Annotated in this window: 18 protein-coding genes; 1 reads left to right on the forward strand and 17 read right to left on the reverse strand. The window is 41.3% G+C overall.

All coding sequences use genetic code 11. The annotated features are described in order from the left end of the window. Positions 1-7 precede the first annotated feature (7 nt). The 4 genes from CTER_RS17235 to CTER_RS27085 form a co-directional block, all read right to left on the reverse strand. The gene (locus tag CTER_RS17235) at positions 8-2,035 is read right to left on the reverse strand and encodes a methyl-accepting chemotaxis protein (RefSeq protein ID WP_004627790.1); all 2,028 of its coding nucleotides are present in this window, start codon (positions 2,033-2,035) and stop codon (positions 8-10) included. Further along, positions 2,032-4,092 (reverse strand): putative bifunctional diguanylate cyclase/phosphodiesterase, encoded by a 2,061-nt coding sequence (locus CTER_RS27080; RefSeq protein WP_004627628.1) that lies wholly within the window; start codon positions 4,090-4,092, stop codon positions 2,032-2,034. The genes CTER_RS17235 and CTER_RS27080 overlap by 4 nt, the downstream gene beginning before the upstream one ends. Before the next feature lie 254 nt (positions 4,093-4,346). Further along, a complete protein-coding gene (locus CTER_RS17245) occupies positions 4,347-5,435 on the reverse strand; it encodes a response regulator transcription factor (protein WP_004627522.1) in 1,089 nt (362 codons plus the stop codon). Positions 5,436-5,478: 43 nt separating this feature from the next. Continuing rightward, the gene (locus CTER_RS27085) at positions 5,479-7,860 is read right to left on the reverse strand and encodes an ABC transporter substrate binding protein (RefSeq protein WP_004627547.1); all 2,382 of its coding nucleotides are present in this window, start codon (positions 7,858-7,860) and stop codon (positions 5,479-5,481) included. A gap of 256 nt (positions 7,861-8,116) precedes the next feature. Between CTER_RS27085 and cooS the strand changes: the two genes are divergently transcribed. Continuing rightward, on the forward strand, positions 8,117-10,249 hold the full coding sequence (gene cooS / locus CTER_RS17260) for an anaerobic carbon-monoxide dehydrogenase catalytic subunit (protein WP_004627750.1): 2,133 nt from the start codon (positions 8,117-8,119) through the stop codon (positions 10,247-10,249). A gap of 117 nt (positions 10,250-10,366) precedes the next feature. Here cooS and CTER_RS17265 read toward each other — a convergent pair whose 3' ends face one another. From CTER_RS17265 to CTER_RS17325, 13 genes are all read right to left on the reverse strand, one after another. After that, positions 10,367-10,915 carry a D-lyxose/D-mannose family sugar isomerase gene (locus CTER_RS17265; RefSeq protein WP_004627695.1) on the reverse strand — a complete coding sequence of 183 codons (549 nt, stop codon included), beginning with the start codon at positions 10,913-10,915 and terminating at the stop codon, positions 10,367-10,369. A 29-nt stretch (positions 10,916-10,944) separates the two neighbouring features. Beyond that, on the reverse strand, positions 10,945-13,119 hold the full coding sequence (locus CTER_RS17270) for a type 1 glutamine amidotransferase family protein (protein WP_004627578.1): 2,175 nt from the start codon (positions 13,117-13,119) through the stop codon (positions 10,945-10,947). Between the two features lie 101 nt (positions 13,120-13,220). Continuing rightward, the gene (locus CTER_RS17275; RefSeq protein WP_004627652.1) at positions 13,221-14,057 is read right to left on the reverse strand and encodes a carbohydrate ABC transporter permease; all 837 of its coding nucleotides are present in this window, start codon (positions 14,055-14,057) and stop codon (positions 13,221-13,223) included. Beyond that, positions 14,047-14,937 carry a carbohydrate ABC transporter permease gene (locus CTER_RS17280; protein WP_004627727.1) on the reverse strand — a complete coding sequence of 297 codons (891 nt, stop codon included), beginning with the start codon at positions 14,935-14,937 and terminating at the stop codon, positions 14,047-14,049. The genes CTER_RS17275 and CTER_RS17280 overlap by 11 nt, the downstream gene beginning before the upstream one ends. A 124-nt stretch (positions 14,938-15,061) precedes the next feature. Continuing rightward, a complete protein-coding gene (locus tag CTER_RS17285) occupies positions 15,062-16,429 on the reverse strand; it encodes an extracellular solute-binding protein (RefSeq protein WP_004627680.1) in 1,368 nt (455 codons plus the stop codon). 269 nt (positions 16,430-16,698) lie between these two features. Beyond that, entirely contained in the window at positions 16,699-18,339 is a 1,641-nt protein-coding gene (locus CTER_RS17290) for a response regulator (protein ID WP_004627608.1), read from the reverse strand. Next, positions 18,332-20,086 (reverse strand): sensor histidine kinase, encoded by a 1,755-nt coding sequence (locus CTER_RS17295; RefSeq protein ID WP_117387248.1) that lies wholly within the window; start codon positions 20,084-20,086, stop codon positions 18,332-18,334. Before CTER_RS17295 ends, CTER_RS17290 begins: the two co-directional genes overlap by 8 nt. A 153-nt stretch (positions 20,087-20,239) precedes the next feature. After that, positions 20,240-21,928 carry a methyl-accepting chemotaxis protein gene (locus CTER_RS17300; RefSeq protein WP_004627633.1) on the reverse strand — a complete coding sequence of 563 codons (1,689 nt, stop codon included), beginning with the start codon at positions 21,926-21,928 and terminating at the stop codon, positions 20,240-20,242. A 326-nt stretch (positions 21,929-22,254) separates the two neighbouring features. Beyond that, positions 22,255-23,163 carry a YitT family protein gene (locus CTER_RS17305; RefSeq protein WP_004627562.1) on the reverse strand — a complete coding sequence of 303 codons (909 nt, stop codon included), beginning with the start codon at positions 23,161-23,163 and terminating at the stop codon, positions 22,255-22,257. Between the two features lie 153 nt (positions 23,164-23,316). Beyond that, complete coding sequence (gene ehuA / locus CTER_RS17310; protein WP_004627624.1) at positions 23,317-24,078, reverse strand: ectoine/hydroxyectoine ABC transporter ATP-binding protein EhuA; 762 nt, start codon at positions 24,076-24,078, stop codon at positions 23,317-23,319. Positions 24,079-24,092: 14 nt separating this feature from the next. Then, entirely contained in the window at positions 24,093-24,743 is a 651-nt protein-coding gene (locus tag CTER_RS17315; protein ID WP_004627563.1) for an amino acid ABC transporter permease, read from the reverse strand. Positions 24,744-24,831: 88 nt separating this feature from the next. Further along, positions 24,832-25,623: a substrate-binding periplasmic protein gene (locus tag CTER_RS17320; protein ID WP_004627550.1), complete on the reverse strand. Its 792-nt coding sequence runs from the start codon at positions 25,621-25,623 to the stop codon at positions 24,832-24,834. 181 nt (positions 25,624-25,804) lie between these two features. Further along, positions 25,805-26,200 carry a hypothetical protein gene (locus tag CTER_RS17325; protein ID WP_004627611.1) on the reverse strand — a complete coding sequence of 132 codons (396 nt, stop codon included), beginning with the start codon at positions 26,198-26,200 and terminating at the stop codon, positions 25,805-25,807. Between the last annotated feature and the right edge of the window lie 143 nt (positions 26,201-26,343).

Genomic DNA, 26,343 nt, shown 5'->3' on the forward strand with positions numbered 1-26,343 from the left:
TCAACTCCTATATCTTAAACCGCTCAACAAGAGACATTAACTCTCTGGCTCCCTGTGAATTCTGATCTGCAAGCCTTGTTTCCTGAATTGTTTTTTCAACTATGTCGTTTGTTTTCTCAGCAATATCCTGTACGCCCTTGGCACTTTCATTGATGGTGGCGGCCACTTCATTCATTGCCGTCGATATGCTTGAAACTGCAGTGTCAAGCTGATTTGCAGCAAGTTCAAATTCCGACATAAGGTTATTGATATATTCCGCATCACTGTTGTATTGCTCACTTACCTCTGTCAGCTTTTCATAATCCGCCAGAACCTTTTTATCAACAAAGGTGAGTATGGCTTCTGAATTCTCCTTCATATGGCCTACTGAAGAGTATACATTTTTTACAATTCCCTGAATACCGGCCGCTGTTTTTGAGGATTCCTCGGCCAATTTTCTTATTTCATCGGCCACAACCGCAAAACCCTTTCCTGCCTCTCCGGCCCTTGCAGCCTCAATTGCCGCATTCAAAGCCAGAAGATTTGTCTGAGCCGTAATTGAGAGTATGGTCTCGGCCAATAAACTTATCTGGGTAATTGTGTTTGATTCCTGTATGGCATTTTCCATTTTGGTCCTAACATTTTCATAGATTTCCCTGGCATTTTTTGCAGACTCCATTGCATCCAGTCTCAGGGTATTCGCTCTTTCTGTTATGTGTCCGGATTTTTCCGCTCCGTCTTTGACCCTTTGAGCGATTGCACCAACACTGGAATCAATTTCTCCGGTTGTAGCCGTTATTTCTTCTGAGGAGGCTGCCGTTTGCTCCATCCCTGCCGACAATTGCTCCGTTGTTGCAGAATTGTCATGGGCATTTTCCTGAATGTTGTTTGACAGGTTTTCCATCTTCTCGGCATTTTCCATTACAACCTGTGATACGTCGTGGAGCTTTCCGGCCATTTCCCTCAGCACCTGGCGGGTTGTGAATGTGGCCTTTGCGATAATTCCTGTCTCATCCCTGTTCTTGATAAGATATTCATATTTATCATCATATTTTAAATTCAGATCTGCGGTTTTATTTATAAGCTGGGTAAGTTTTATGATTGGGTTGGATATCCTGGTGGCTATCAAAAACCCTGAGAGCAGAGACAATAACACCAAAATCCCGCCTGCGGCAAGTATATAATATATCATGCTGTTTACAGGTGCCATTATGTCACCAATATCACCTGTTACAATGACAGTCCATTTGGTCTCGCTTATCACCCTGTAGGCGGCCTGTTTCAATTTTCCCTTATAATTGTATTGAACTACATCCGGCTCTACCGTCTCTCCTTTCTTTATTCTTTGCACAACGGCATTTATCTGTTCATTCTCAACCGGTTTGCCGATTTTTTCCTTGTCGGGATGATACAGCATATTTCCCATTTCATCCACCAGATATGAATAGCTTGAATCAGTATCAAGTATACGGGTATCGGTTAAATACCTTACCATGCTGTCGGTATTCACAGCTGCTGCTGCAAAACCTGCAATCTGCCCATCCACCATTACCGGATAAACAAAAACCACTATATATGCACCTGTTGACTTGGATTTAAGATTTTCACTGATTACAGGCTGACCGGAAGTCAATGCATTTTTTGTGTAATTTCTGTCATTAATGTCTGTCCCAAGCAGTTTTGAATCACTGTCGGCACAAATAATCCCCCGTGTATTAACAATAAAAATGTGTTCAATATTTCCTGCATCTTTAACCATCTGTTGAAGTTTCAAACCAAAATCCGCCTGTATATCAGTGAATACTTCACCATTTTTTGATTTTGCAAGTATCTCTTTGACTTCCTCCTGATCGGCCACCAACTGAATATTCCGTTTTTCCTTATCAATCATTGAACGGATGATGGTTGCATCCTGCTGGTTTATTTCTGTCATGGAAGACCGTGTAATATCACTGATAGTACCCGTGGACTTTAACAGAGCTATAGTCCCCATAATCGCTATTGTCAACAGCATCATTGTAATCATTGCAATAGACAATTTAACCCTTAATTTCATAGATTTGAAACCTCCTGAAAAGCAATTTTATTCTGTTCCTCGATCTTTTTCGTGATATCTGCTTCCTGCATGGGTTTGCCCACGAGGTAGCCCTGTATTTTGTGGCATTTATGTTTGATAAGGTAATCCATTTGCTCCTGTGTCTCGACACCTTCAGCCACCACGCACAAGTCCATGGACCGCCCTATTTTTACAATCAGGTCTGTAAGAGATTTATCATTGCCGGTATTTGATATTGTATCTATAAAGGACTTGTCCACTTTTAAAGTTGTTATTGGCAGGTTCTTCAGATAATTCAGGGAGGAGTATCCCTTCCCGAAGTCATCCAGCGCGATGTTGATCCCCCTTGCACGCAGCAATTTAAGCTTTCCTGCAATTACCTCGTATGATTCCATCAATATGGACTCGGTTATTTCAAGCTCGATCTGTTTGGGATTCAACCCAAAAGAGTCTATGATATCCATGACCATATGGGCAAAATCGTCCTGCAGCAGTTGGAGCATGGATATGTTTACCGCAATATTAAAGCCATTGTAGCCCGCTTTCTCAAGCTTGCACAGAAATCTGCAGGCTTCCCTGAGCACCCACTCTCCAATCGGTATTATCAAATGTGTTGCCTCGGCAATACCGATAAACTTCATTGGAGGCACAGAGCCCAGTTCAGGGTTTTTCCAGCGCAGCAGCGCCTCAAAGCCTGAAATCGCGTTGCGTTTTATATCCAGCTGCGGTTGATAGTGTAATTCAAATTCATTATTGTCCAGAGCATTTCTAAGATGTTTCTCTATTGTCATCCTTTCAGTTATTTCTTCGTTCATGGGAGTATTAAAAAAAACTATCCTGTTTCTGCCCCCCTCCTTTGCTTTGTATACTGCAATATCCGCACTCTTAAGTAATTCATCGGTTTCATTTCCGTGTTCGGGATAGGTGGATACGCCAATGCTGATGGTGGTATAAGTATTTAAGTCACCGATCACAAAGCAGGGCTTGAATGCCTTAAGAATGCTGACGGCTATACTTTCCAGATTTTCTTTTTTATAATATTTTTCAACCAGGATTAAAAATTCATCTCCGCCGATCCTGTATACTGTTGAATTTGAAATCTCGTTTCCCAAAAGTCTGTCACTTATCTGCATCAGCAGGAGATCTCCAAATCTATGCCCCATTGTGTCATTTACATACTTGAAATTGTCTATATCTATATAAATCAAGGCAAACTTTTTATCTCTGCTTTCGTTAATAAGAGAATTCAATTTTTCATTCAGTGCAAATCTGTTTTTTAAGCCCGTAAGCTGATCGTGATATGCCTGGTGGTGCAGCCTGTGTTCATATTCCTTCAACTCCGTTATATCGGTATAAGAGCCGGCCATGTGGCAAAACTCCCCTTTGGCATTAAAGTAGGCTCTCCCCCTTGCATAAATCCAAATATACTTTCCGTCCTTCCTCCTGAAGCGGTATTCACAATTGAAATAAGGAGTTTTACAGCTCTTATGGATCAGCATCCGGTCTCTGAACAAGGCCCTGTCTTCGGGATGAATAAAACTCTCCCAGCCTCCCTCCGCCTCCTCAATGTCAGATTTGCTGTAACCCGTAATCTGATACCATCTGTCTGAAAAAGTACTTACACCGTTCACTTCCTGCCAGATGGCATCATTTGTCGCTTCAGATATAAATCTGTACCGTTCTTCACTTTCCTGGATCTTCTTTTGATCAATTAGTATTTGCTGGTACTGCTCTTCCAGCTCCTTTTGTGACTCTGCCAGCTGCCGGTTCGCCTTTTCAAGTTTTATATTGGCATCTGAGAAATCATTACAGCTATGCTTTAAATCAGCCTCTGTTTCCTTTATTTGATTAATGGATTTGTTTATAAGAAAATATATCAGTAAACCTGAAATAACAACATACAAACAACCCTTGATTAAACTGAAAACGGTTACCAATTCCAAATCTTTTACCAGAAAGTTCAGTACCTTATCAGATAAAAGTATCCATGCAGCCCCTATCAACAAATAAATAGCCGTAATTTTTAATGTAATTTTATCCGGTTTGCCAGAAAACAACCTTCTCCCCCCATCCTGATCTTACTATGGAAGCCCTTGCTCCAGCGGTTCGTCACATCTAAAACGCATATTGTCCGGTGAAAAAATTCAACTGCCGGCAGTTTATGAATTAAGATATTGCAAACCACTATTATCCTTGAAAAACAAATAAGGATAAACCTGTATTTATATTCCAATAATACAAGTTTATCCTTTGAACCAGAACAGAAATATGTTAGAATTTACCCCGAATTTTTTCGGTTTTTGTAGAATTTTTACTTTTTGTGACGAAATTCAGATAAAGATTTGCCGGTATGCTTTTTAAATAACTTTCCAAAATACTCAGCATCTTTAAAACCCAGTGTCTCGGCTGCCTCATAGGACTTTAACCCCTTGCCCATCAGCTGCTTTCCTCTTTCAATTTTAACCCTGGTGAGGTATTCAATGAAGGACAGTCCTGTCTTCTGCCTGAATACCTCACTTATATAGGTTCTGTTCACGTATAGATTTTCAGAGACGGTTTGCAGGGAAAGCCCATTGTCAATATTCCGGAGTACATAGTTGCAGACTTCCCAGACAATTCCCTTTTCCGGATACCCCAATTGCAAAGTGTTAAAAACAGCAATAATCCTGCCGACATCCTTAATTATAAAATCCAGTATTTCATCAAAATCATCAAACCGGTGTATGTTAACAATGCCCAGTTCTGCTAAGTCAATATATTTTTCAAACCAGCCATTCGTATCGAGAATTGCTTCAATTACCTGGGGAACACCTTTTTTCATCACACCCTCGACCTTCATTGTGTCATAGTCCAGACCCGCCCCGATTCTTTCCATAATATGTCTTATCTTTTCAGCCGCCTTGCTGTCCCTGCTTTGAATCAGTTCGGCGATTTCATCTATGTCGGCCTCGTGGAAAAATTCTTCGGTTTTCTCTTTGAATACCTCTTCAAGTTTTTTAACCCGCTCTGTCTCACGCTGCTTACTGACTATATGTTCATGAGCTCTTTCAAGTAATTTTTCCAGCTCTTCGGCATTGGCCGGTTTTGCCAAAAAATCAAATGCCCCCAGGATCAAACCCTGTCTGGCATAGCTGAATTCACTGAAATCGCTCAGCAGGACAACACAGGGGCATAGATTTTGCGCAACAATTTTACTTAACAATTCCATTCCGTCTATTTTTGGCATTTTTATATCTGTAATCACCAGATCTGCTTTGTTTCTTTGAAGCTTTTCAAGGGCCTCTTCACCATTTTTTGCTTCATCAACAACAATAAACCCTGATTTTTCACCCCAAACATGCATCCGTTTTAATTCCAGCCTCACCACATCCATATCATCCACAAGCATAACCTTTAGCAAATATCCTACCTCCTTGGCAAGTACATTGTATGCCGCCATATTTTCAAGCATTTTTTTCAATATAAGGAATGGTAAAATAAATTGTTGCCCCAACTCCCTGTGTTCCCTCTATCCAGGTTCTTCCTCCATGTTTTTCAATTATTTTCTTTATAGTGACCAGACCGATCCCCGAGCCCTCAAATTCATCACTGGTGTGAAGTCTTTGAAAAATGCCATAGAGCTTGCCTGAATAACTCATATCAAAACCAATTCCATTATCCCTTGCATAAAATGTATACTCTTTCTCAGTCAGCGCAGAGCCTATTCTGATTTGTGCCTTTTCACGTCCTTTCGTAAATTTGAAGGCATTTGACAATATATTATTTATTACCTGCTTCAAAAGGATTCTGTCGGCCGTTACATTGGGAAGTCCGGTTTCAATGATCAGGTCTATATCCCTGTCGGGGTATGCTGCTTTCATTTCATCAAAACAGGCCAGGAATAAATCTTCCGAGTTGACCTCTTCGAAATTCAGTTCCGATCTTGAGGCAATTGTATACAGGAGTAATTTATTTATCATCTCCATCATTTCTTTTGATATATTCCTTACACTTGTGAGCATTCCGGCTGCATCCCTGTTTATCGTCCTTCCGTAATCCTCCATAATGATTCTGATGTAGCTGTCCACAGCTCTCAGAGGTGACTTCAGGTCATGGGACACGGTATAGGTAAAAGACTCCAGCTGTGAAACAGCCGACTGAAGCTCCTGTGTTCTCTCCTGGACTCTCTCTTCCAACTCCTCATTCAATTTGCGGATTTCCCTTATTGCCGATTTATAATTGGTTATGTTCTCAAACACCACTCCTATCTGGTTCTCGTTCAATTTAAAAGCATTGACAAGAAAGAATTGATTATTTTTTGCATCATGGGCCTCAAACTGTTCTGTCTCCCCGGTCAGCAAGACTCTCAGGTATATTGGCTGATTGCGGTTTACAGTTCCGAAAACCTCAGTCCAGGTCTGACCCAAACCAATAGAAACACTGGTTTTCATTTGCAGCAAATAACTCTGGTTATACTCAATGAATCTTATATCCTGAATTTTATTCTCCCGGTCCAGAACAGGCTCAAATACAACGTAGCCATTGAGCATCTTTTCATATAACTGCCTGTAGCGTGTTTCACTCTGTACCAGGTTTTTCTGCATTTCAGTCAGTTCATCATACTGTATCCTGAGTTCTTCGTCAGAGGCTGTCAACTCCTCATACAGCTGCGATAATTCCGAATTGCTGTCAGCCAGCTCCCGCTTTATTTTATTGATCCTGCTGAGGTAAAACAGCAGGATTATAATAAAACCGCTCAGCAAAACTATTATTATTGAGGCTGATATAAAAAAATTTTTATTTTCACGGAATACCGAATAGGGGCTGTTAATTATTATACTTTCACCCGGAACAAGGCTTGTTCTGATATTAAACGAATCAAGCACCTTATAATCAAACATGAAATGAGTTGTTTTGCCCATATACACCGGAATATCAGAAATATTCTCCCCGTTCAGCACCCTCAAGGCCATCTTTCCGGCGAGCTCCCCCTGAACCCGTCCGCTGAGCATGCTTCCGCCCGCAACACCGTGCCCCAGTCCGAATTCATAGAGATGATATACCGGAACTTTACTGACCTGGCATACCATTTCGGTAAATTTTTCAAAGCCCACGGTATTGCCGTCGGTATCGCTGTAATAGGTGGTCATAAGTATTATTCCATCCTTGCCTGCATCTCCGGCCCTGTTGAGTATGGCCGTGTAATTCCCGGAGTTTAACGGCACCAGTCTTATATATGGACAAACTTCAGCGGCTGCTTTGTTTATCAATTCCCAGGTTGAAATACCGCTTTCAGAATTATCGAAAACCACGTAAATCTCCTTTAATTCAGGGTTGATTCCCAGAGCCGCTTTGATCGTACCCTCGGCATCCACTTTCTCTGTCACTCCCGTTATGTTTCCCTTTCCGGCAGTCAGGGCTTTAACTCCTTCGGGGTTTACACCGCAGAAAACAACCGGTGCACTGTCAAACAGCTCCTCCCTGTTATCCAGTGCAAATTTAAGAGCGGCATCATCAGTGGAAATAATCACGTCAATTTTCTTTTGATAATATTTATACTTCATATAATTATGCAGATATTTCAGATTCTCCCCTGAGGGATAGGTCTTCCAATCCATATATTCTACGGATATATCAAACATTTCGCCGGCTTCCTCAAGTGTGTCCAAAATTCCGCCGCTCTCATTCTTGGTCCAGGATAAGCCTTCCGAATATGAATTTATGATCAGTATATTTTTTTTATTTAGATTATTTGCATATGTACTGAATCCGGGAAGAATAAAAAGTGTCAAAAAAGTAAATATCAAAAGTTTAAGCCCTATACCAAAACTCTTTTTTACATCCAAGAAAATAGCACTCCCTCCCGCTGGATTTATTTAATTATTATATAGAATACAAGAACTTATGCAAGTGGTTTTGATTAATTATTTTATTCCCTTTTATATACAAAATAAAACAGTAATAAACATAATTTACTAATTTTTTATAGGGTAAAAAATTAGTATTGATTTTAGTATCTCTGACTTCATAAATGTCGCAGAATATAATCGGCTAAAAGAGTAAAAATATAGAATAAATAATATTTTAGGAGGAGTATGCATTATGTCCGACAAAGATATAGAAAAATCCTATCAGCGCAGCGCAGGTACCATGCGCGGAGATAATACCACCTTCGGAACAAAGCTTACAGATGAGCACTCAAACGATCCCAATACCCACACCCATATTCATAAGCGCATACAGGTGGATTACGACAAGATTCAAAAGTCTCCGGCCATGGAGGACGTTCACACTTGGCAGAGAAAACATATCCAAAAGAATGATCAGTCAAAGGAAGGATATCCCCTGAATGTTATAATCGACCCTGCAATGAGAGAGATGTATCAGGTAGTTCACGATGCAGGAATGACAAATGTTTTCGACAGGTTCAGCCAGCAGCAGCCCATCCAGTGTAAATTCTGTATTGAGGGCCTGTCCTGCCAGCTTTGTGCCAACGGGCCCTGCCGCATAAACGACAAGGTTCCGAGGGGAACCTGCGGCGTGGACGCACACACCATGGTTTCAAGAAATTTTGTATACCGTCATGTCACCATCGGAACCTCCGCCAATATATTCCACTGCCATCAGGCCGCCAGGACCTTGAAGGCGGCCGGTGAGCACCCAGAGAGCGGACTCAGACTCAGAGATCCTGAAAAGTTGAAAAAATATGCCGACATGGCAGGCCTGAACATAAATGTACCCCTGGAAAAGCTTGCAGTAGATTTTGCCCAATGGGTCATTGACGACATACATTCACCCTTCCACATACCTTCAAAAACAGTTGAAGCCTTCGCGCCCGCAAAACGCAAGGAACTGTGGAAGCAGCTGGGCCTCTTCCCGGGCGGCGGCTACAGTGAAGTGGCATATGCCCAGACTCGCTGCATGACCAACTTCACCTCCGATCCGGTAGAATTCCTGCTCAACAGTGTCAGACTTGGAGTTGCAAATGAATATCAGGGCCTCTTCCTCCTGGATATAATCCAGGAAATCCTGATGGGCACTCAGGAAATTGCCGTGAAAAAACAGAATATGGGCCTGCTGAAGGAAGGAATGATCAATGTGGTTACCAACGGGCATATGCCTTTGCTGGCACATGTCGCCATTGATCTGGCCTCCACCGACGAATGGCAGCAGAAGGCCAAAGCCGCCGGAGCCGCCGGGATACAGATTCTGGGGCATGTTTGCGAAGGTCAGCAGCTCATCAATTATGACGGCACCCACAACCAGAAGGGCTACGGCGGTCAGGAGGGTGAATGGCTTTCGCAGGAATACCTGCTTGCAACAGGCGTTGTGGACATGTTCATGTTTGACTACAACTGTACCGTCCCCACCATGCCTCTGTACGCAAAGCGTTTCGGAACCAAGCTCCTCAGCACACATCCCGTCATCCGTCTCCAGGGCACCGAAGCTCTTGATTTTGTGCCTGAAAAGATGAAGGAGCAGGCCGAAAAAGCTCTTGAAATGGCCATAGATGCTTTTAAACAAAGAAAGTCCGAAAACCGTAAAACTTATATTCCGCCCCACACCTCCGACTGTATGGTGGGTTTCAGCACCGAGTCGGTCAGAAATGCCCTTGGCGGAAGCTTTGACCCCCTTATAGAGCAGATAGCCAACGGCAACATCAGAGGTATAGCCACCATAGTGGGATGTACCACCGCACGTTACGGACAGGGGGGCAGCAACATTTTCAGAATCACAAAAGGACTTATCGAAAATAACATCCTTGTGCTTTCAGGCGGCTGCACCTCTTCCGTCATGGAATATACCGGCCTTACCAATCCCTCCGCTGCAGACGAATGCGGCGATGGCCTGAAAGCGGTCTGTAAACAGCTGGGCATCCCGCCTGTACTCACCTATGGCGCCTGTGTAGATATCGGCAAAATGACCCATACTGCCAAGGAACTGGCTGATGCCCTTAATGTTGACACAAACCTGCTGCCTCTTGTAATCGGTGCACCGGAATATCTTGAGCAAAAAGCCGTTGCCGACGCCTGTACGGCAGTCGCACTGGGCTGGCTGGTCCACGTGGCACCCGTGCCTTCCATAACGGGAAGTGATGTTGTGGTAAAAACCCTTACCGAGACAACAGAGACACTGGGACTTGGAAAGGTTGTAGTAGAACTGGATGCAGAAAAAACAATTCAGATATATGTAGACCATATTGAAAAGAAACGCAGGGAGCTGGGTTTGAACTGATCGAATTAATCCGTAATAATCTGCAAAATGGGCCGGACACCGGCGGTACATTTCAAGAATGTCCGCCGGTGTCCGGCCCATTTTTATGCGCTTATTCAAATTAACTGGCTAGGACGGTCAACCCTGTTCCAGTTGAGGAATTCTCTTGATTCTTTCATCAGTAAATATATCCGAAAAATCATCCGAATTTGTAGAAAATTCAGAAATGACCGCTCCCTCATCACCGGCCTGGAACCAATGGAGAGTATTGGGATACAGGGTATATTGCTCTCCCGGCTTCAGCTCCACCTCTTTCCATACGGTGTAGTATTCCTCACTGCCCTTTGGAGGTTTGCAATGCGGGGTTCCTGTTTTTTCACCCTCCACATATAAATATACCTTGCCATACCGGCAGCGGAAGGTTTCTTCCTTCCCGGGAACTCCGCTTCTGTCAGGATGCCTGTGTTCAGGACAGGTCTGATTGGGGAAAAGCACCATTTCTTTTGAACATACTCTTTCGGTATTAACATAGGTTATAAGCTGAAGCCCTGTTTGTTTGAGATCATTCAGTCCGAAATCGGCAACTTCGATTTTATTCTTTTCTGCATCGGTAAGAATTATGGACGCTTCCTCAAAATAGGATAAAGCCCTTTTAACTGCACTGTCATATTCCTGCTTGCTGATCAAGAATATCACTCCTTTCCCATCAACGCTGTTTATTTATTAATCAGTTCAACAACGGCATAAAGCGGTAACTGGTGGATCTTGATGTTCATGACATCTCCCTCCATACCGGTTTCATATCTCAGTTTCCGGCCTTGTAGTGTATGGACTATTATATCACCAAATTCCTGTTCCTTCACGCATACTTTTATATTGAGCTCCTCTACCGGCTCTACCGCATCCAGCTCCCTGGAGTAGCCGTAATTTACAAGATGTATAGCCAATCCGTTTTCCAGCGCATGGGTTTGCAATCCTACCGAAGTGTTGTCCGTCCTGATTCTCCGGATATCCCCATACACTGCTTCAAAAGCTCTGTTAAATTCCTTGAGTGCTTTTGGTTTATAGCTGTCATTGAAGCAGTATACAACATTTTTATACTCTTTCATTTTCTCAAGCCAGCCGCCTACATTTTCGGCGGCAGCTCCGAAAATCAATACCTTTCCGCCGCCGGCAGCATATTTATCAATTGTTTCGGCCTGATTTGCGGTAAGAGTGCTGCATGCAGGAAGTACTACCAACTCATAATTCCGGATGTCCTCCATACCAAAGGAGTCCTCCCTCAAGTCGCCGTCGGCCATAAACTTAACATCATATGAAATCTGGTTTTGAGATAATTGTCTCACCACCTCCCAGAACGGCATTCTCACGCCGTTGGGATCATCGGGATCTATTACGCTGTAGGAGAGAGTTCCCTCCTCCTCACCGTCCAGTACGCTGCTTGAATACCCTGCAATAGCTTCGTTCCAGTAATTGCTGGGGAAGCTGTACAACACCAGCACATTTGCACCGGATTTTTTTGAATACAGTCTTTCATTGTTCAGCAGAAAATCCTGTACTTCCACAGTTACATTGCGCGGAGGCCAAAAAGCATCCTTTACGGTATTTCCCATCCAGGCACCGTACGGCACCGACATATTGCACCCGTATGCAGAAGCTTCTATGAGCAGGAGTCTGTAAAGATCATATCCCTTTCCGGCATTCAACAGGTCCACCAGTTCATATACGGCACTGCCGTAGGGATTTTCTGCGACAATTACAGGTTTGTCCCCTGCAAAGCCGGCCACGTACCTGTACCAGTGTGCCTGTTTTAATATGCTCTGCTTCATTTCGGTTATTATAACGTCGGCACTGGGTTCCATGGGGTAATAGCACGGCATTATATCAAAGAAATTACCTGAAACTAGTACCTCTCTTCCCTGCTGCCTGCCATATCCCTTTGCATAGTCGGCCAGTTCCTTAAAGTATTTCTTTATTGCACCAAGCTGGAATTCCCAGTAGAATTTAAAAAGAGGCAGCTCTTCAATATTGCCCGGATAGACAACCTTCCTGGCTTTCAGGTATTCACCGTAGTTGAAGGTATTCAGATCAACACCCTTTAGTTCCCCGGGCAGCCGGCCTTTTGCCTCCAATTCCTTTAGATATGCATTGAACTGTTTCATGCAATCTTTACAGAAACAACCCCCATACCTTACGGAAGTCATGGGAAGCTCGCATTCATCCAGCTGTATTCCTGCAACACCGGCGTCTATCTGAATTTTCATTATCTGTTTCAGGTATTCTCTCCAAACAGGATTATTCCTGCACATGGAATAGGCTATATGTTCATGATTCTTTACTTCAACCCATTCCGCATGGCAGGGCACCCCGTTGAAATCCCTGGCACAGCATTCCTCCCAGATGTTTGTAACCTCTTTGCCGTCACTGTTATATAATCCATCAGGGAAATAGTCGGAGAATTTCTTTCCGAAAACTTCATAGTTCCGGTCTTTGGTAAATTCACGCAGACCATACCAGTCGTGGTCTTTATTGTCCTTTATTACATTGAGCTCCTTAAAGGATTTCTTGTCGTCGCTGTATATTGCAGGAAATTCCCAGCCCTGAACCTCAAAAACTATTCCAAAAACCTTTATGCCGCGCTTGTTGCATTCGGCTATAAACTCGGAATCATTCATATATCCATAAAAACGCAGTCTGGGGTCAACCTCTCCGAAGGCTTCATGTTCCAGATAGGGCAGTGATATCACTCCTCCGCCCAGCGCCGACCATACCAGCAATGTGCCGTTATACCTCTCCAGATCTTCGATCATCTGCATGCTTCTCAGTGGCAAACTGGGATGATAGCAGTGATTGTCCTTGTACCAGCCGTCAAAATAAATGCCTCTCTCCATTTCAAGCACCTTCCTTTTTATTTATTAACATAACATTGTATCATCTTGTATATAAATTCAGATTATTTACCAAGTCATCACATAACCGGCCTACCATGACGTTACCCTTTTACCGAACCTGCGGTCATACCTTCAATTATTCTTTTTGAAGCCAACAAATATATTATAATGACCGGAAGTACCGCTATTACCATTGCCGCCATCAATTGGGGATAATTTACCGAATATGCTCCATTAAAATTTGACAATCCGATGGGAATGGTCTTGAGGCTCTGCTTTCTAAGCAGGATCAGAGCAAAGGGGAACTCATTCCATGAATTCAAAAAGGACAGAATAAGTATTGTTGACAGTACGGGTCTGCATACCGGTAAAACTATTTTAAAAATAATGGTACTTGTATTGCTGCCGTCAAGGTAGGCAGCTTCCTCAATTTCCACCGGCACCGACTTAATGAAGCTTTCAAACAGGAATATGGCCATGGGCAGTCCGAATGCCACATACGGCAATATTAAAGTAAACCGTTTGTCCAGCAGCCACAGGACTTTAAACTGAATAAATAAAGGTATGAGCAGGCTGTGTACCGGTACAAGCATTCCAAACAGGAACAGTACATATATGAGGTTTCTCATTTTAAAGTTATACCTTGACAGGAAATATGCAATAACGAATCCTATTATAATGATAAGCACAACTGAAAATACGCTGTTGAAAAGGCTGTTCCCGAAAAACATATGCATTTTTCCTACTTTTATTGCTTCAATATAATTATCAAAGTGCAGAATACCCGGCAAAGATATTATATCCAGACTAAATTCCTTTTGAGTTTTCAGTGAAGAGTAAAACATCCATATCAGCGGAAACAGGCATGTTATGGAGAATATGACCATAAACAGGTTAATAAATGTCTGTGAGGCGATCTTTAATATTTTAAGCTTCATTGTTTTTCCCTCCCCAAAGTTTTCTGCTCAGGAGAATAAGTGAAAGGCTCAGTACCAGTATACCCACCGAAATAGCACTTCCATAGCCCAGTTTGAACATTATAAAGGAGTTGATATATGCGTATTGTGCCATTACCATAGAGCTTGTTCCGGGGCCTCCGCCCGTCATCACATATATGTGGTCAAAAATTTTCATATTGCCGGCAATACATAGCATAACCGCAACTTTCAAGGTATCCGACATCAGCGGGATGGTAATATACATGGATCTTTTTATTCCTACGGCACCGTCAAGATCGGCACTTTCATATATTTCATTGGGGATACTCTGAATAGCCGCAAGAAATATTACCAGATAAAAACCTATATATTGCCAGATAATGGGCATACTCACCGATATGATCACATATTTGGGATTGTCAAGCCAGGGAATAATAAGTGATTCCAGCCCCAGCGACTTCAACAGGAAATTGAGCAAACCGAAATCCTTGTTATATATTATTGTCCAGAGAAAGCCTACGACAATTGCCGATACCACCACGGGAAGGAAAATTATATTTCTGTGTATTGCTTTAAGTTTTAAGAGTTTAGACATCATAAATACTGTTATTACAAGCGCTATACCAATTTGCCCCACCATTGACAGTAATATAATGATCAGATTGTTTTTAAAGGAACCCCAGAAATCCATATCCTTAATCAAATGCCGGTAGTTGGTCAATCCTATGAATTTCATACTGGCACCACCGCTGTAATTGTAAAAGCTGTAAATCAATGATATAAACAACGGAATTATTACTATAAAACAATATATCAACAAACCGGGAGCTAAATAAGCCGCAATAACGCGATTTTTAGGTCTGAGAGTTCTACTTGTCATATTAATCTCCCATCTGCGTGCAATTCATGTATAGGTCCACGCAAACAAATAGTGATAGAATACCGGGAGAGTAACCTGATACAGGTTATCTCCCGTATAAATAGAGCCTGTGTTTACGAATTATTTATTTCTCATATTCGGCCTGAATCTTTTTAGCAAGGTCCTCAGGTGAAATACCGTCTATAAGCAATTCCTGCAGACCGGTATTCATAACCTGTATAAGGTCGGCCGAAAGCTGTGCGTCATATATGGGAACCGGCTTGATTTTGGCTGCCAGATCCAGATACTTGATTGAAAGCGGTGCCAGCTTGCTCTTGTCAATATTCTTGGGATTGCTCGCTGGGAACGCATTTGATTCAACTGAAACAGTAGCATAATCTGCATCGGTAACCGCTTTTAATATTTTATAGGCAGCGGCAAGTTTATCGCCTTTGAGCTCGGAATTTACATTATAAGCCCAGGCAGCACCTGCCGAGTTGGCCATGGCATCACCTTTTCCTCCATCCACTGCCGGAAGCAGGGCTAATTCCGTATTGTCCAGAATATCTTTCGGAGCGTCATTTATGACATTGCTTATAGCCCAGTTTCCTTCCATGAACATAGCGGCTTTGCCGTTGTAATAGGCAGTTTTCTGCTGCATGTTGTCAATACTGTTTAAATCTGTGTTGAAGGCATCCATTTTCGCAAGATCCTGCAATGCTTTAAGTGCACTTATAAATTCGGGATCAGTGAACTTGGCTCCCTTTTTCTCCTTTATGCTCTTAAACCAATCGGTGCCTGTATACCGGTCTCCAAGTGTGCTCAATATGCAGGACTCCGCCACCCAGTTACCCTTATTTCCCAAAGAAATCGGTATAATTCCCTTTGCTTTGAGTTTATTTATGGCATCCGTGAATTCACTCCAGTTTGAGGGGAAGGCTGTAATCCCTGCATCGCTGAACAATTTCTTGTTATAATATATCAAGTGGGTGTTCAGCATCTGGAATGGTATTCCATAGCTCTTGCCATCTACCACAAAGTCATCGAATGCACCTTGCAGGAAGGCTTCTTTCCACTCAGGATCACGGTTGATGACATCATCAACCGGATTTATTAATTTATTTTCTATAAACATGCTGGTCATTGACCCCTTGACGATGAATATGTCCGGCAGTTCATTTCCGGCAGCCAGGGTTCTGACCTTGGTCTCATAGTTGTCATGGCTCAGAGGTTCTTCGTTTATTGTGATATTGGGGTTTTCGCTTTTAAATTTATCCAGGGACTTACGGAAAGCTATGGCATTACCTTCAGTATCTCCCGCAGGGAACATATGTGTGAAAGTCAAGGTCACAGGTGCCTGGCTTCCGGCAGATGAGGCCGTACTTTGCTGAGCTCCCGAAGCTGCCGAGTCAGACGAATTTGTTTCCCCTCCGGCTGAAGCGCCGCATGCGGCCAGTGAAAATACCATCAGAGCTGCCATGAGTAAACTTAAACATTTTAAAGCTTTTTTCATAAATATTCCTCCCAGAATTTTTTTGATAAAAGGTTGAATACGCAAACAGTAAATTCAGATGTTTGGTGAACTTTGGGGCCCCGGATCATATTTGAATTATATGGTCTCCCACATAAAAATAATAGTAGTTATATCTATACAAATATCGTAATTTGTGTTGTGTTGAATTTTATACCGCAAAACAAGAAAATTTGCTGCGCTTAATTGTTTTAGTGTTTAGTTCTGTAAAGCGAGCAAATTTTCATTTTTTAAAAATAGCCGAAATATTATCATTTCGGCATATTCATATGGTTTTGGGCTGATTGCAGTATATTTTCCCGGTATTCCTTGGGAGTGCAGCCCACATATTTTTTAAAATTATGGGTAAAAATCTTATAATCATTGTAGCCAACTTTCTCAGCCACCTCATATACTTTCAGCCTCGGATCCTTTAAAAGCACTTTCGCCTTATCAAGTCTCATGGTGTTCAGCCATTCGGTAAAACTCCTGCCGGTCTCCTTCTTGAATATCCGGCTGAAATAGTTGGGAGTCACGTAAGTGATGGCTGCAATATGCTCAACTCCTATATCCTCATAATAATGTTCATTGGTGTATTGCATTGCCACCCTGACAATACCCTTGAATTTGTCGTTTTTATTCTTCTGGATTTCTTCAATAAAGGATTGAAAAATACTTTTGTTCCAGATCTTTATATCTTCAAGCGTATCGTATTTTTCTATTTCCATGTAGTATTCAAACTTCTTGCTGCTTTTATTCCCGTATTCGACACCAAGCTCCTCCAGCTGACTTTCGGCAACAGTTATCAACCGCAGGCAAATATTTTTTATATCCCTGTAATCCGCTTTTGCACCTGACAGGATTGAATACATTCTGTCCAGGGACATATCCAGCTTTTCGGAATCCACAGTCTTGATATATCCAATTATCTCCTTCTCCAGAGAAGACGGGTAAATTACAGGAGAGGTTCCTCCGGGCTTATCTACGTCATTTGCACTGATTATTTTATTTTTTCCTTTAAATGCCTTGTTTCCGATAGTGTCAAGTGCTTCCTCAAAGGCTTTGGGGATATCGCACACACTCTTGTAAATATTGCTGAGTCCCAGTGTAACGGTAATACCGTGATTCTTATTTATCACATACTGGATTTCCCTGTACAAATTATTCAGGTCGTATCTGTTTGAATCCTTTACATTTATAACTGAAAACAGATAATCATTGTTTCCGAAAAAAAACGAACTGTTTGTTGACGGACCCAATATCCTGTCAGCAATGCTTTTTACATTGTTTCTGATCTGTTTTTTTTCAACAGAGGACATGCTTTCGGTCATCAGAAGGTAATCGTCAATCTCCATTATGACGGCCTGATAGTCTCTCCCCGATATATCCAGGTTCAATTCTCTTGACTTGTCGGAAAAATTCGCCCAGTCTCCGTATTCGCCCTTTACAACAGAGGTTATGAATTTTTCCTGCATATAATACAGGTTCTCGGTAAAGATATTTTTTATTTTGGTTTCCCTGTCCATTTCACTGGACTCTTTCATTATATCGTCACATTGCTTTATCATTATCTTTATCAGCTCTTCGGCACCGATGGGCTTGAGCAGGTATTCCCCCACCCCCAGCCGCAGAGCCTCCCTGGCATATTGAAATTCGTCGTATCCGCTGATGATGACCACCCTTACCTTTGGCAGGGTTTCCCTGAGCAGCTTTATTAACTCCAGGCCATCCATTATAGGCATCTTTACATCCGTGACGATAATATCAGGCTTCAGGTCCAGGGCCTTCTCATATGCCTCCCTGCCGTTGGCAGCCTCTCCCACGACAGTCATACCCAGGGCTTCCCAGTCAATGGAGGTTATAATACCCTGCCTGATCACATATTCATCATCTACTATCATAATTTTAATCATTATCGACACTCCCCCTGCTAAAAGGTTGGATTACAATAACAGTTGTCCCGCTTTTGCGGTTAAAGAATTCAAGTCCGTAATTCTCACCGAAATAGAGTTTGATCCTGTCATTAACATTCTTAATTGCTAGACCTTTATTATTTGATGAACTCTCATTCAAAAGCTTCCTGATTTCATCAAGGTCAACACCGTAACCATTATCACTCACAATAAATATGAGATTTTCATATTCATGCTTGATAACTATGTCTATCTGCCCGGTTTCTCCCTTTTGCTCAATCCCGTGGACAATTGAATTTTCTATAAGTGGCTGCAGGACAAGCTTTAACGTGACACAGTCCAGGACTTCCGGATCAATATCCAGTGTAAAATTAATCATGTTTCTATATCTTGCCTGTTGAATAACAATGTAGTTCTTAACATGTTCAATTTCACTTCTGACGGTGGTTATTTCATTGCCGCTGTTCAAGCTCAGTCTGAACAGCTTTGAAAGGGCTTCTACCAGGGTACAGGTTTCAAAGGCCTTTTCCATTCTTCCCATCCAGTATATATTATCCAGTGTATTATACAGAAAATGGGGATTTATCTGGGCCTGCAAAGCTCTCAATTCCGCCTCTCTCTGCTTTAATTGAACGGAATAGACCTTTTGGATCAGTTCCTTCAGCTTGGCTGCCATCTTATTAAAACTCCTGCTTAACAGAGTAACCTCATCATTGCCTTTGGGCTCTATGAAAACCTCAAAGTCCTCGTGTTCAAGTTTCACCATCATTTTGTTAAGCAATTTGATTCTTCGCAGTATCTTTTTTGAAAATAATATGGCTAAAACAAGGCATATGGAAAAACTTATAAGCATGGCTGCAAGAATTGCACCCTGGGTGGCCATGTTTTCCTTCAGAAGTTCTTTTGTGGGCACTATATTCAATACCTTCCACCCAAGGCTGTCAATGGTGTAGTAAGTTACCAGGCAGTCTTTTCCCGTGGATAGGTATTCAAAATAGCCTTCGGAAGCGTCAAAGGATCTGCCCCCGTAATCCTTATAATTGAATTTTTGGCCGATCTTGCCGGGATTTGTTGCAGAAACTATGATTCCGGCCTCGTTGATGATAAAGAAATCATCATTTTTTCCGATTATTTTATCTTTATATATGTTATAAAAAGCATTTTCCTGCATATCAATTTTTAATATGGCCAGTTTATTTGAAACATTTGATATATCGTTTACTATTCTTATCATGGAAAAAACATTTGTAGATTTGTCATTATAGTTGATTACCTTGTTCAAATACCACATTGTCCCGCCTCTGAGCCCTGCTGCCTTCTCAATGGTCTCGTCATCTATTATGTTTCTGACTCCCGTGGTATTGAGTTCAAAGCTGTTAAAACCTTTGATGTAAATTGAATCCACAAAGGTTTTTGAAGCCATCAGCTGCATCATATCGGTTTCAATTTTTATCTTCTTTTTTGAAATTATTTCTTTGGGTTCGGTCCCCCGCAATTTCAAAAAATCCCGGACATCCTCATTCTGTATGAGATACAAAGAGGTATCTCCAATGTTTTTTACTATGAATTCAATGTTGTTGCCGATCTGTTTTACAGTATTCATATTGGACAGAGCGACCTTTTCCTGAAGTATCTGAGAGGATTTTATAAAGGAAATTATTCCTAAAACGATTACAGGTATTATTATTATGGCACAAGAAAAAAGTAAGACCTTATACTGCAAACTGAAAAAACGTTTTGACCTCACACACAAGCCCCCTGTATTCTTTTTTTCATTCATTCTTATATGATATAAAATAACATAATTCGACATGTTAATCAAACCTGGTTTTATTAAAGGAAAAAACTGCCAACAAACCATATGGGTCTGTTGGCAGTCCTGGAATATTACAAATATAAATTAAACATGGAACCTGCTTATGCTTTCCTGGAGCTGCACAGCCAGCTGTGACAATCCCTCGGCCGCATCGGTAATCTGATGTACGGTGGAGGACTGTTCCTCCGCCGATGCTGCAACCTCCTGGGTACTGGCAGCAGTCTGCTGGGCAACACTGGCTATTCCCGTCATGTCATCACCGGCCAGGACCGCCTTTTTGCTCAAGGCCTCAGATGCCTCAGCCACAAGCAGGATCTTACCGCTGATAGTATCCACTTCTCTGGCTATGTCATTAAAGGCCGAGACTGTGTTTTCCAGAGCAGCTGTCTGTTCTTCAACGGCAGCCTTGGATTTATCCATTTTGGCTACAGCCGTACCCACACTCGCTTGTACCTGTTTTATAATGGAATCGATCTGCTTAACCGAAGAACTTGACTGTTCGGCAAGTTTGCGGATTTCATCGGCAACCACCGAAAAACTCTTTCCCGCTTCTCCTGCTCTTGCAGCTTCTATGGCTGCATTTAATGCCAATAAATTTGTTTGATCCGCAATTCCCCGAATAACCCCCAATATCTTTCCTATTTCGGCAGACTTGCCGGATAATTCTGTTATGGCCTCAGACACTTCCGCTGATGTTTGATTATTTTCAAGCACTTTTTCTTCCTGGTATTTCACCAGAGCCTCACCGTTATTGACAACTGTTTTAGTGTGCTCCATCATTTTATTGGACTCTGCCATATCTTCAGCTATCCGGGATAATCCCTCAACTGTCTCAAGAATCTCGGCATTGCCCTTTTCAGATAAAATGGCCTGTTCAGATGCACCTGTTGCAAGTTCCGATACTGCTGTTGCTATTTGTTCCGACACCTTGGAAACCTCTTCGGAGGAGGCTGCAAGTTCCTCGCTTGAAGCCACCAGCTCCTGCGATGCATCATTGACATTTACAATCAGGCCTCTGAGGTTGACTACCATCAGAGAAAACGCTTTGCCCAATTCACTGATTTCATCCCCGGAGCCGGTTTCAGGTATGGTTTGTGTCAGGTCCCCTTCCGAAATTTTACCGGCTATTTCAGTAAGTCCCTTTACAGGTCTCGCTATTATCCGGGTCAGATTGATGCCTATTACTATTGCACCGACTATGGCAGCCGCAATCATGATAATAAGGAGTAATATCCTTGACTTCATATCCTTGTCGGTCTGCTTTAATATTTCTGCGTCCATTTTATTAACATAAGCACTCCAGACACTTGTTATTTCCTTGATTTCATTTACCTGTCCCCTTATATTATCTCCATATGCAACGGCTTCCTCAATCTTTCCTTCCCTGACATAATTAAATATGACTTCTACCCCTTTACTGTACTCTTCGTCGGCCTTTTTCAACGACTTGAGATATTCCCGGGACTCCGGAGTTTCTGCATCTGCCTCAATCTTCTTAAATACATCCTCCAGCTGTTTTGACAGCGCTCTGAAAAGTGTAGGATACTGTTCATCCTTGTATATGATATACCCTCTTGCCGCGGCTACCTGTTCCAGGTTAATGGATCTCACTTCCTTCACAAGGGTCTCAACTGGGAGATTAACATTAACTATTTCTTCGTATGATCTGTTCAGCGAATTCATTCCAGAAAAGCCAATGACACTTACCAAAATTATTAATACCGTAACTATAGAAAAACTAATAAAAATTTTTACACCAATTCTTAGTTTCATTGTTTATCCTCCGATTTTTATAATATGTAAATAGCAGGAATATTTCTATATATAACCAGATATAACGCTTTCCGCTCTATATAGTCAGACATGTCATATTATAAATGCCACCTTTTCAATTGGTTAAAACAAATATTTTAATTAATATTATTTGCCAAAATATCCCTCGTCACTTTTTGATCAGGACAAACCTGACATAATGCTCCCTGTTTACTTAACATCGAGAGAATCCGAGTGTACAATTAAATGCAGATATATACAAAAAAGACCCGCATAAGCGAGTCTTATAAATGTAACTATTGGAGCCTTCAAATGTATTGCCGGCATCACTTCTTTGGCACACCGTTAAAGCCCTCCCCCAACACTTCTCTGACGTCCGCCAGAATCATAAAGGCATTGGAGTCCAGCTCATGGACTATTTCCTTTAAAGGCAGGATCTCATTTCTGGATAAAACACAAAGAAGGACATTCTTGTCCTTACCCGAGTATACTCCTCTGCCCTTGAGTTCGGTTACCCCCCTGTCCATTTCACTGATGATCCTTTTTGCAATCTCCTCCTGCTGCTCCGAAATGATTAAAACAGCACGGGCGTAATCAACACCTTCAACCATTGCATCTATGATCTTTGTTGTGATATATAAGCTTACAAGAGAGTACAGACCTATAAGCACACTATTGAAGGCAATAATGGCAAAGATGATAATCAATGCATCTATGGTTAACAGTATCTGCCCTATAGTTAGATTCTTTATGGGTTTCTTCAGCAGCTTTGCCGCCAATTCGGTTCCGCCGGTTGTAGCCTCCATTTTCAGGACAATGCCCAGTCCGATACCGCTCAGGAACCCTCCGATAATACTGTACAGTAAAATATCTGGGGTTGATGCCCTGCCTGTTTCACCAACCAATAATTTTTTTGCCAGATCACCCATATAGGTCTCAGTCAAATCAATAATTACCGACAGTATAATAGTTCCATACAGGGTTCTTACAAAGAAATGCTTTCCTATAAATTTATACCCCATTATAAACAGCGGAATGTTTATAACCAGCATTGTAGTTCCCACCGGAAACCTGCCGCCGCTCAGATAATAAATAACTGTGGCCAGACCGCTGAGTCCTCCGGGGGCAATTTTATACGGAACCAGAAATATATTTATGGCAAGTGCAGTTATTGCAGCTCCAAAAGTGATCAACAAATAAACCTTTAAAAAATTTATTACTTTTTTTAGTTGCATTCATCCTCCGCAATTACCGTATACCGACGGAGTGGCTTGCTGATATACGGGTATAATTATTTGACAATCAAAAAAACATATATATCTAATATATGTTTTTTTTACTCATCTAAACATTATTATACTGTTATTTTTATCAAACCTGCAAATCAATTATAAAACTTTCTGTAAAAAGGCCCTGGTTCTTTCATTTTTCGGATTGCTGAATATCTCTTCGGGCAGGCCCTCTTCACTGATTTCACCTTTATCCATAAATATTACTCTCGAACCAACTTCTCTGGCAAATCCCATCTCATGAGTAACAACAATCATGGTCATACCGTCTCTTGCAAGTTTTTTCATAACCTCAAGAACTTCTCCCACCAGTTCGGGATCAAGTGCTGAGGTAGGTTCATCAAACAACATTATTTTAGGCTTCATAGCCAATGCTCTGGCGATGGCAACCCTTTGCTGCTGACCGCCTGACAGACGTGCAGGATACTCGTCCTTTTTGTCTTCCAATCCAACCATTTTCAGCAGTTCCATTCCATATTCAACAGCTTCCGCCCTGGGAACTTTTTTTACAGAAACAGGTGCTTCAATTATATTTTGTATTACGGTCATATGGGGGAACAGATTGAATCTCTGAAAAACCATGCCTAATTCGGCACATATCTCGGATATTTTTTTATGTGTGATTTTAAACTGGTTTTTGCCGTCGATCTTTTCTGCCAGAAGTTCATCTTCTATCATTACCTTCCCGCTGGTTATTACTTCAAGATGGTTCAAACATCTGAGCAATGTACTTTTTCCTGATCCGCTGGGGCCTATTATACAAAGGACCTCTCCCTGCTGAACCTCCAGATTTATGTTTTTAAGCACTTCCAGGGTTCCAAACGACTTAAATACATTTTCTACCGTTATCATTTTTCCCATGCCGTCTCTCTCCCTTATTCATATACTGAGTATTTCTTTTCAAGCTTTTCAAATACAATTGTGCAAATAGTAGTTATGGCCAGATATATAATTGCTGATGGCAAATATATGGCTGCACTTGCATTGGTGCTTTCTATTTCATGTGTAACTCTCATTAAATCCGGCATAGCAACAATAGATACAAGAGAAGTGTCCTTAATGAGCATTATAAATTCATTTCCAACGGGTGGAATTAATCTTCTATAGGACTGGGGAACGATAATTCTCCTCATAGCTTGTCCATAACTCATACCAAGGGCTTTGGCGGCTTCCATCTGTCCCTTGTCAATTGACTGGATAGCAGCTCTTATTATTTCAGCCAGGTACGCAGCCGAATTCAAGCTGAATGCAATGTAACAGGCAACCCAGGCTGAATATCTAAGCGGCGGATTAAAAAACAGCGGAAATGCATAATATATAAAAAACAATTGCATCAGCAGAGGAGTGCCTCTAAAAAACCAAATATACAGCCATGATATTTTATTGAGTATCTGGTTTTTTGATAATCTTCCTAATGCAAGGATTAGTCCGAATATAACACCAAAAATTATAGCTACTATGGTAAGTTGAATTGTAACCCATGTACCATGCAGTAATCTTGGGAAAAAATGAAAAGCCTCTAACATAATTATACACAGCTCCCTATTAAAATAACAAATCTATAGGGCTGGAAAGCCCTATAGTTTGTTTTACATATATACACTATTATTTAAACTACTCAATATTTGAAGTCATATCTTCTCCAAACCATTTTTCGGATATCTTCTTTAAAGTACCGTCGTTCATAATTTCTTCCATTGCTTTGTCAAGCTTCTCAGCCAAGGCAGTATTGGATTTTTTAACAGCTGCACCTATCGGTTCATTTGGCAGAGTTGTGTTTACGATTTTGTAACTGTCTGGGTCCTTTGCGACAAAGTACTTGGCTACAACAAGATCGGCAACAAGAGCATCGACTCTTCCAATTTTCAATTCACTCAATGCTTCCGTCATCTTCTCATACTGCTTGTATTCCTTGAATGGAGTCACTTTGTTAAACTCCTTACAGGATTCATCCGAGGTTGTACCCATTTGCACACATACAATTTTATCTTTAAGGTCTTTTTCTGAATTTATTCCCTCCAGGTCTTTCTTAACTATGATAACCTGGTTATTGGCAATATATGGTCTTGTATAAGTCAGTGTTTTTTGTCTTTCCTCGGTTATACTTAAGGAAGATATGATAACATCATACTTTTCAGCTTCTAACGCTGAAAATATAGCCGTCCATGCAGTCGGAACAAACTCTACCTTCATTCCCAGCTTTTCACCTAAAGCCTGAGCGACCTCAATATCAAACCCTGTATTTGCTCCGGAATCATCTTTATATTCCATAGGAGGATATGTGTCGTCAATTCCAACCTTTAAAACATTTTCGTTTTTTGAAGCAGATGATCCGCACGCGGTTACGGTCAAAGCAATGATAAGCAATGCCGACAAACAGATTAAAACTCTCTTTATCTTGTTCATTTATCCCTACACCCCTTTTCAATTATGTATATTTATTCAATATGCAATAATAATACATTAAAACATGTAATTTTACAAGGAGTTTTGCAGGATTTACACGCCAAACTTGCAGATTAAATTTTTCCACAACAGTATCATAGTTTTTGCGTTTATAATTTGTACTCAAACTGAATTATTCTTTTTAGGAATTAAGCTTTTTGAAGATATTGTCCTTCACCTTTGAACTCACTCTTATGTTGTTTACACCCTCATTGATAAGAGCCTGTCTTATATATTCTATTTCGGCCTCTGTGAGCTGAATTATCCGGCCTTTTTGGCTGGCCTTCAAATTTTTGAGTATATCGTTAATTGCACTCTTGGCCTTTTCAATATCAGTGAAATAATATACATCAAGTTCATCAAAATATACAGCATCATATTTCAGGTATTTTTCCTTTATAATGGAAGCCTCCAGGTGAACCAGTTTGGAGATGTCTACAATCTTGTATACACCCAGATAGTCAATGTAATAGCTGTTATTTTCCCTTCCGGATTTTCTGACGATAAAATTTGATTCATTAACATACTCAATACCCATAAAAGCAATCCTCCCATAAATTAACTATATAATAATTATATCAGGATTAATTCTCCTCAACAACATTTTAGTTCTCCTGACTGCCAGTGTCACATCACTGCTGGATAGACCTCCCGGTGCCGGGTAACAATCGTTGACAAATA

Source organism: Ruminiclostridium cellobioparum subsp. termitidis CT1112 (assembly GCF_000350485.1).
GTDB classification, from domain to species: Bacteria; Bacillota; Clostridia; order Acetivibrionales; family DSM-1351; genus Ruminiclostridium; species Ruminiclostridium termitidis.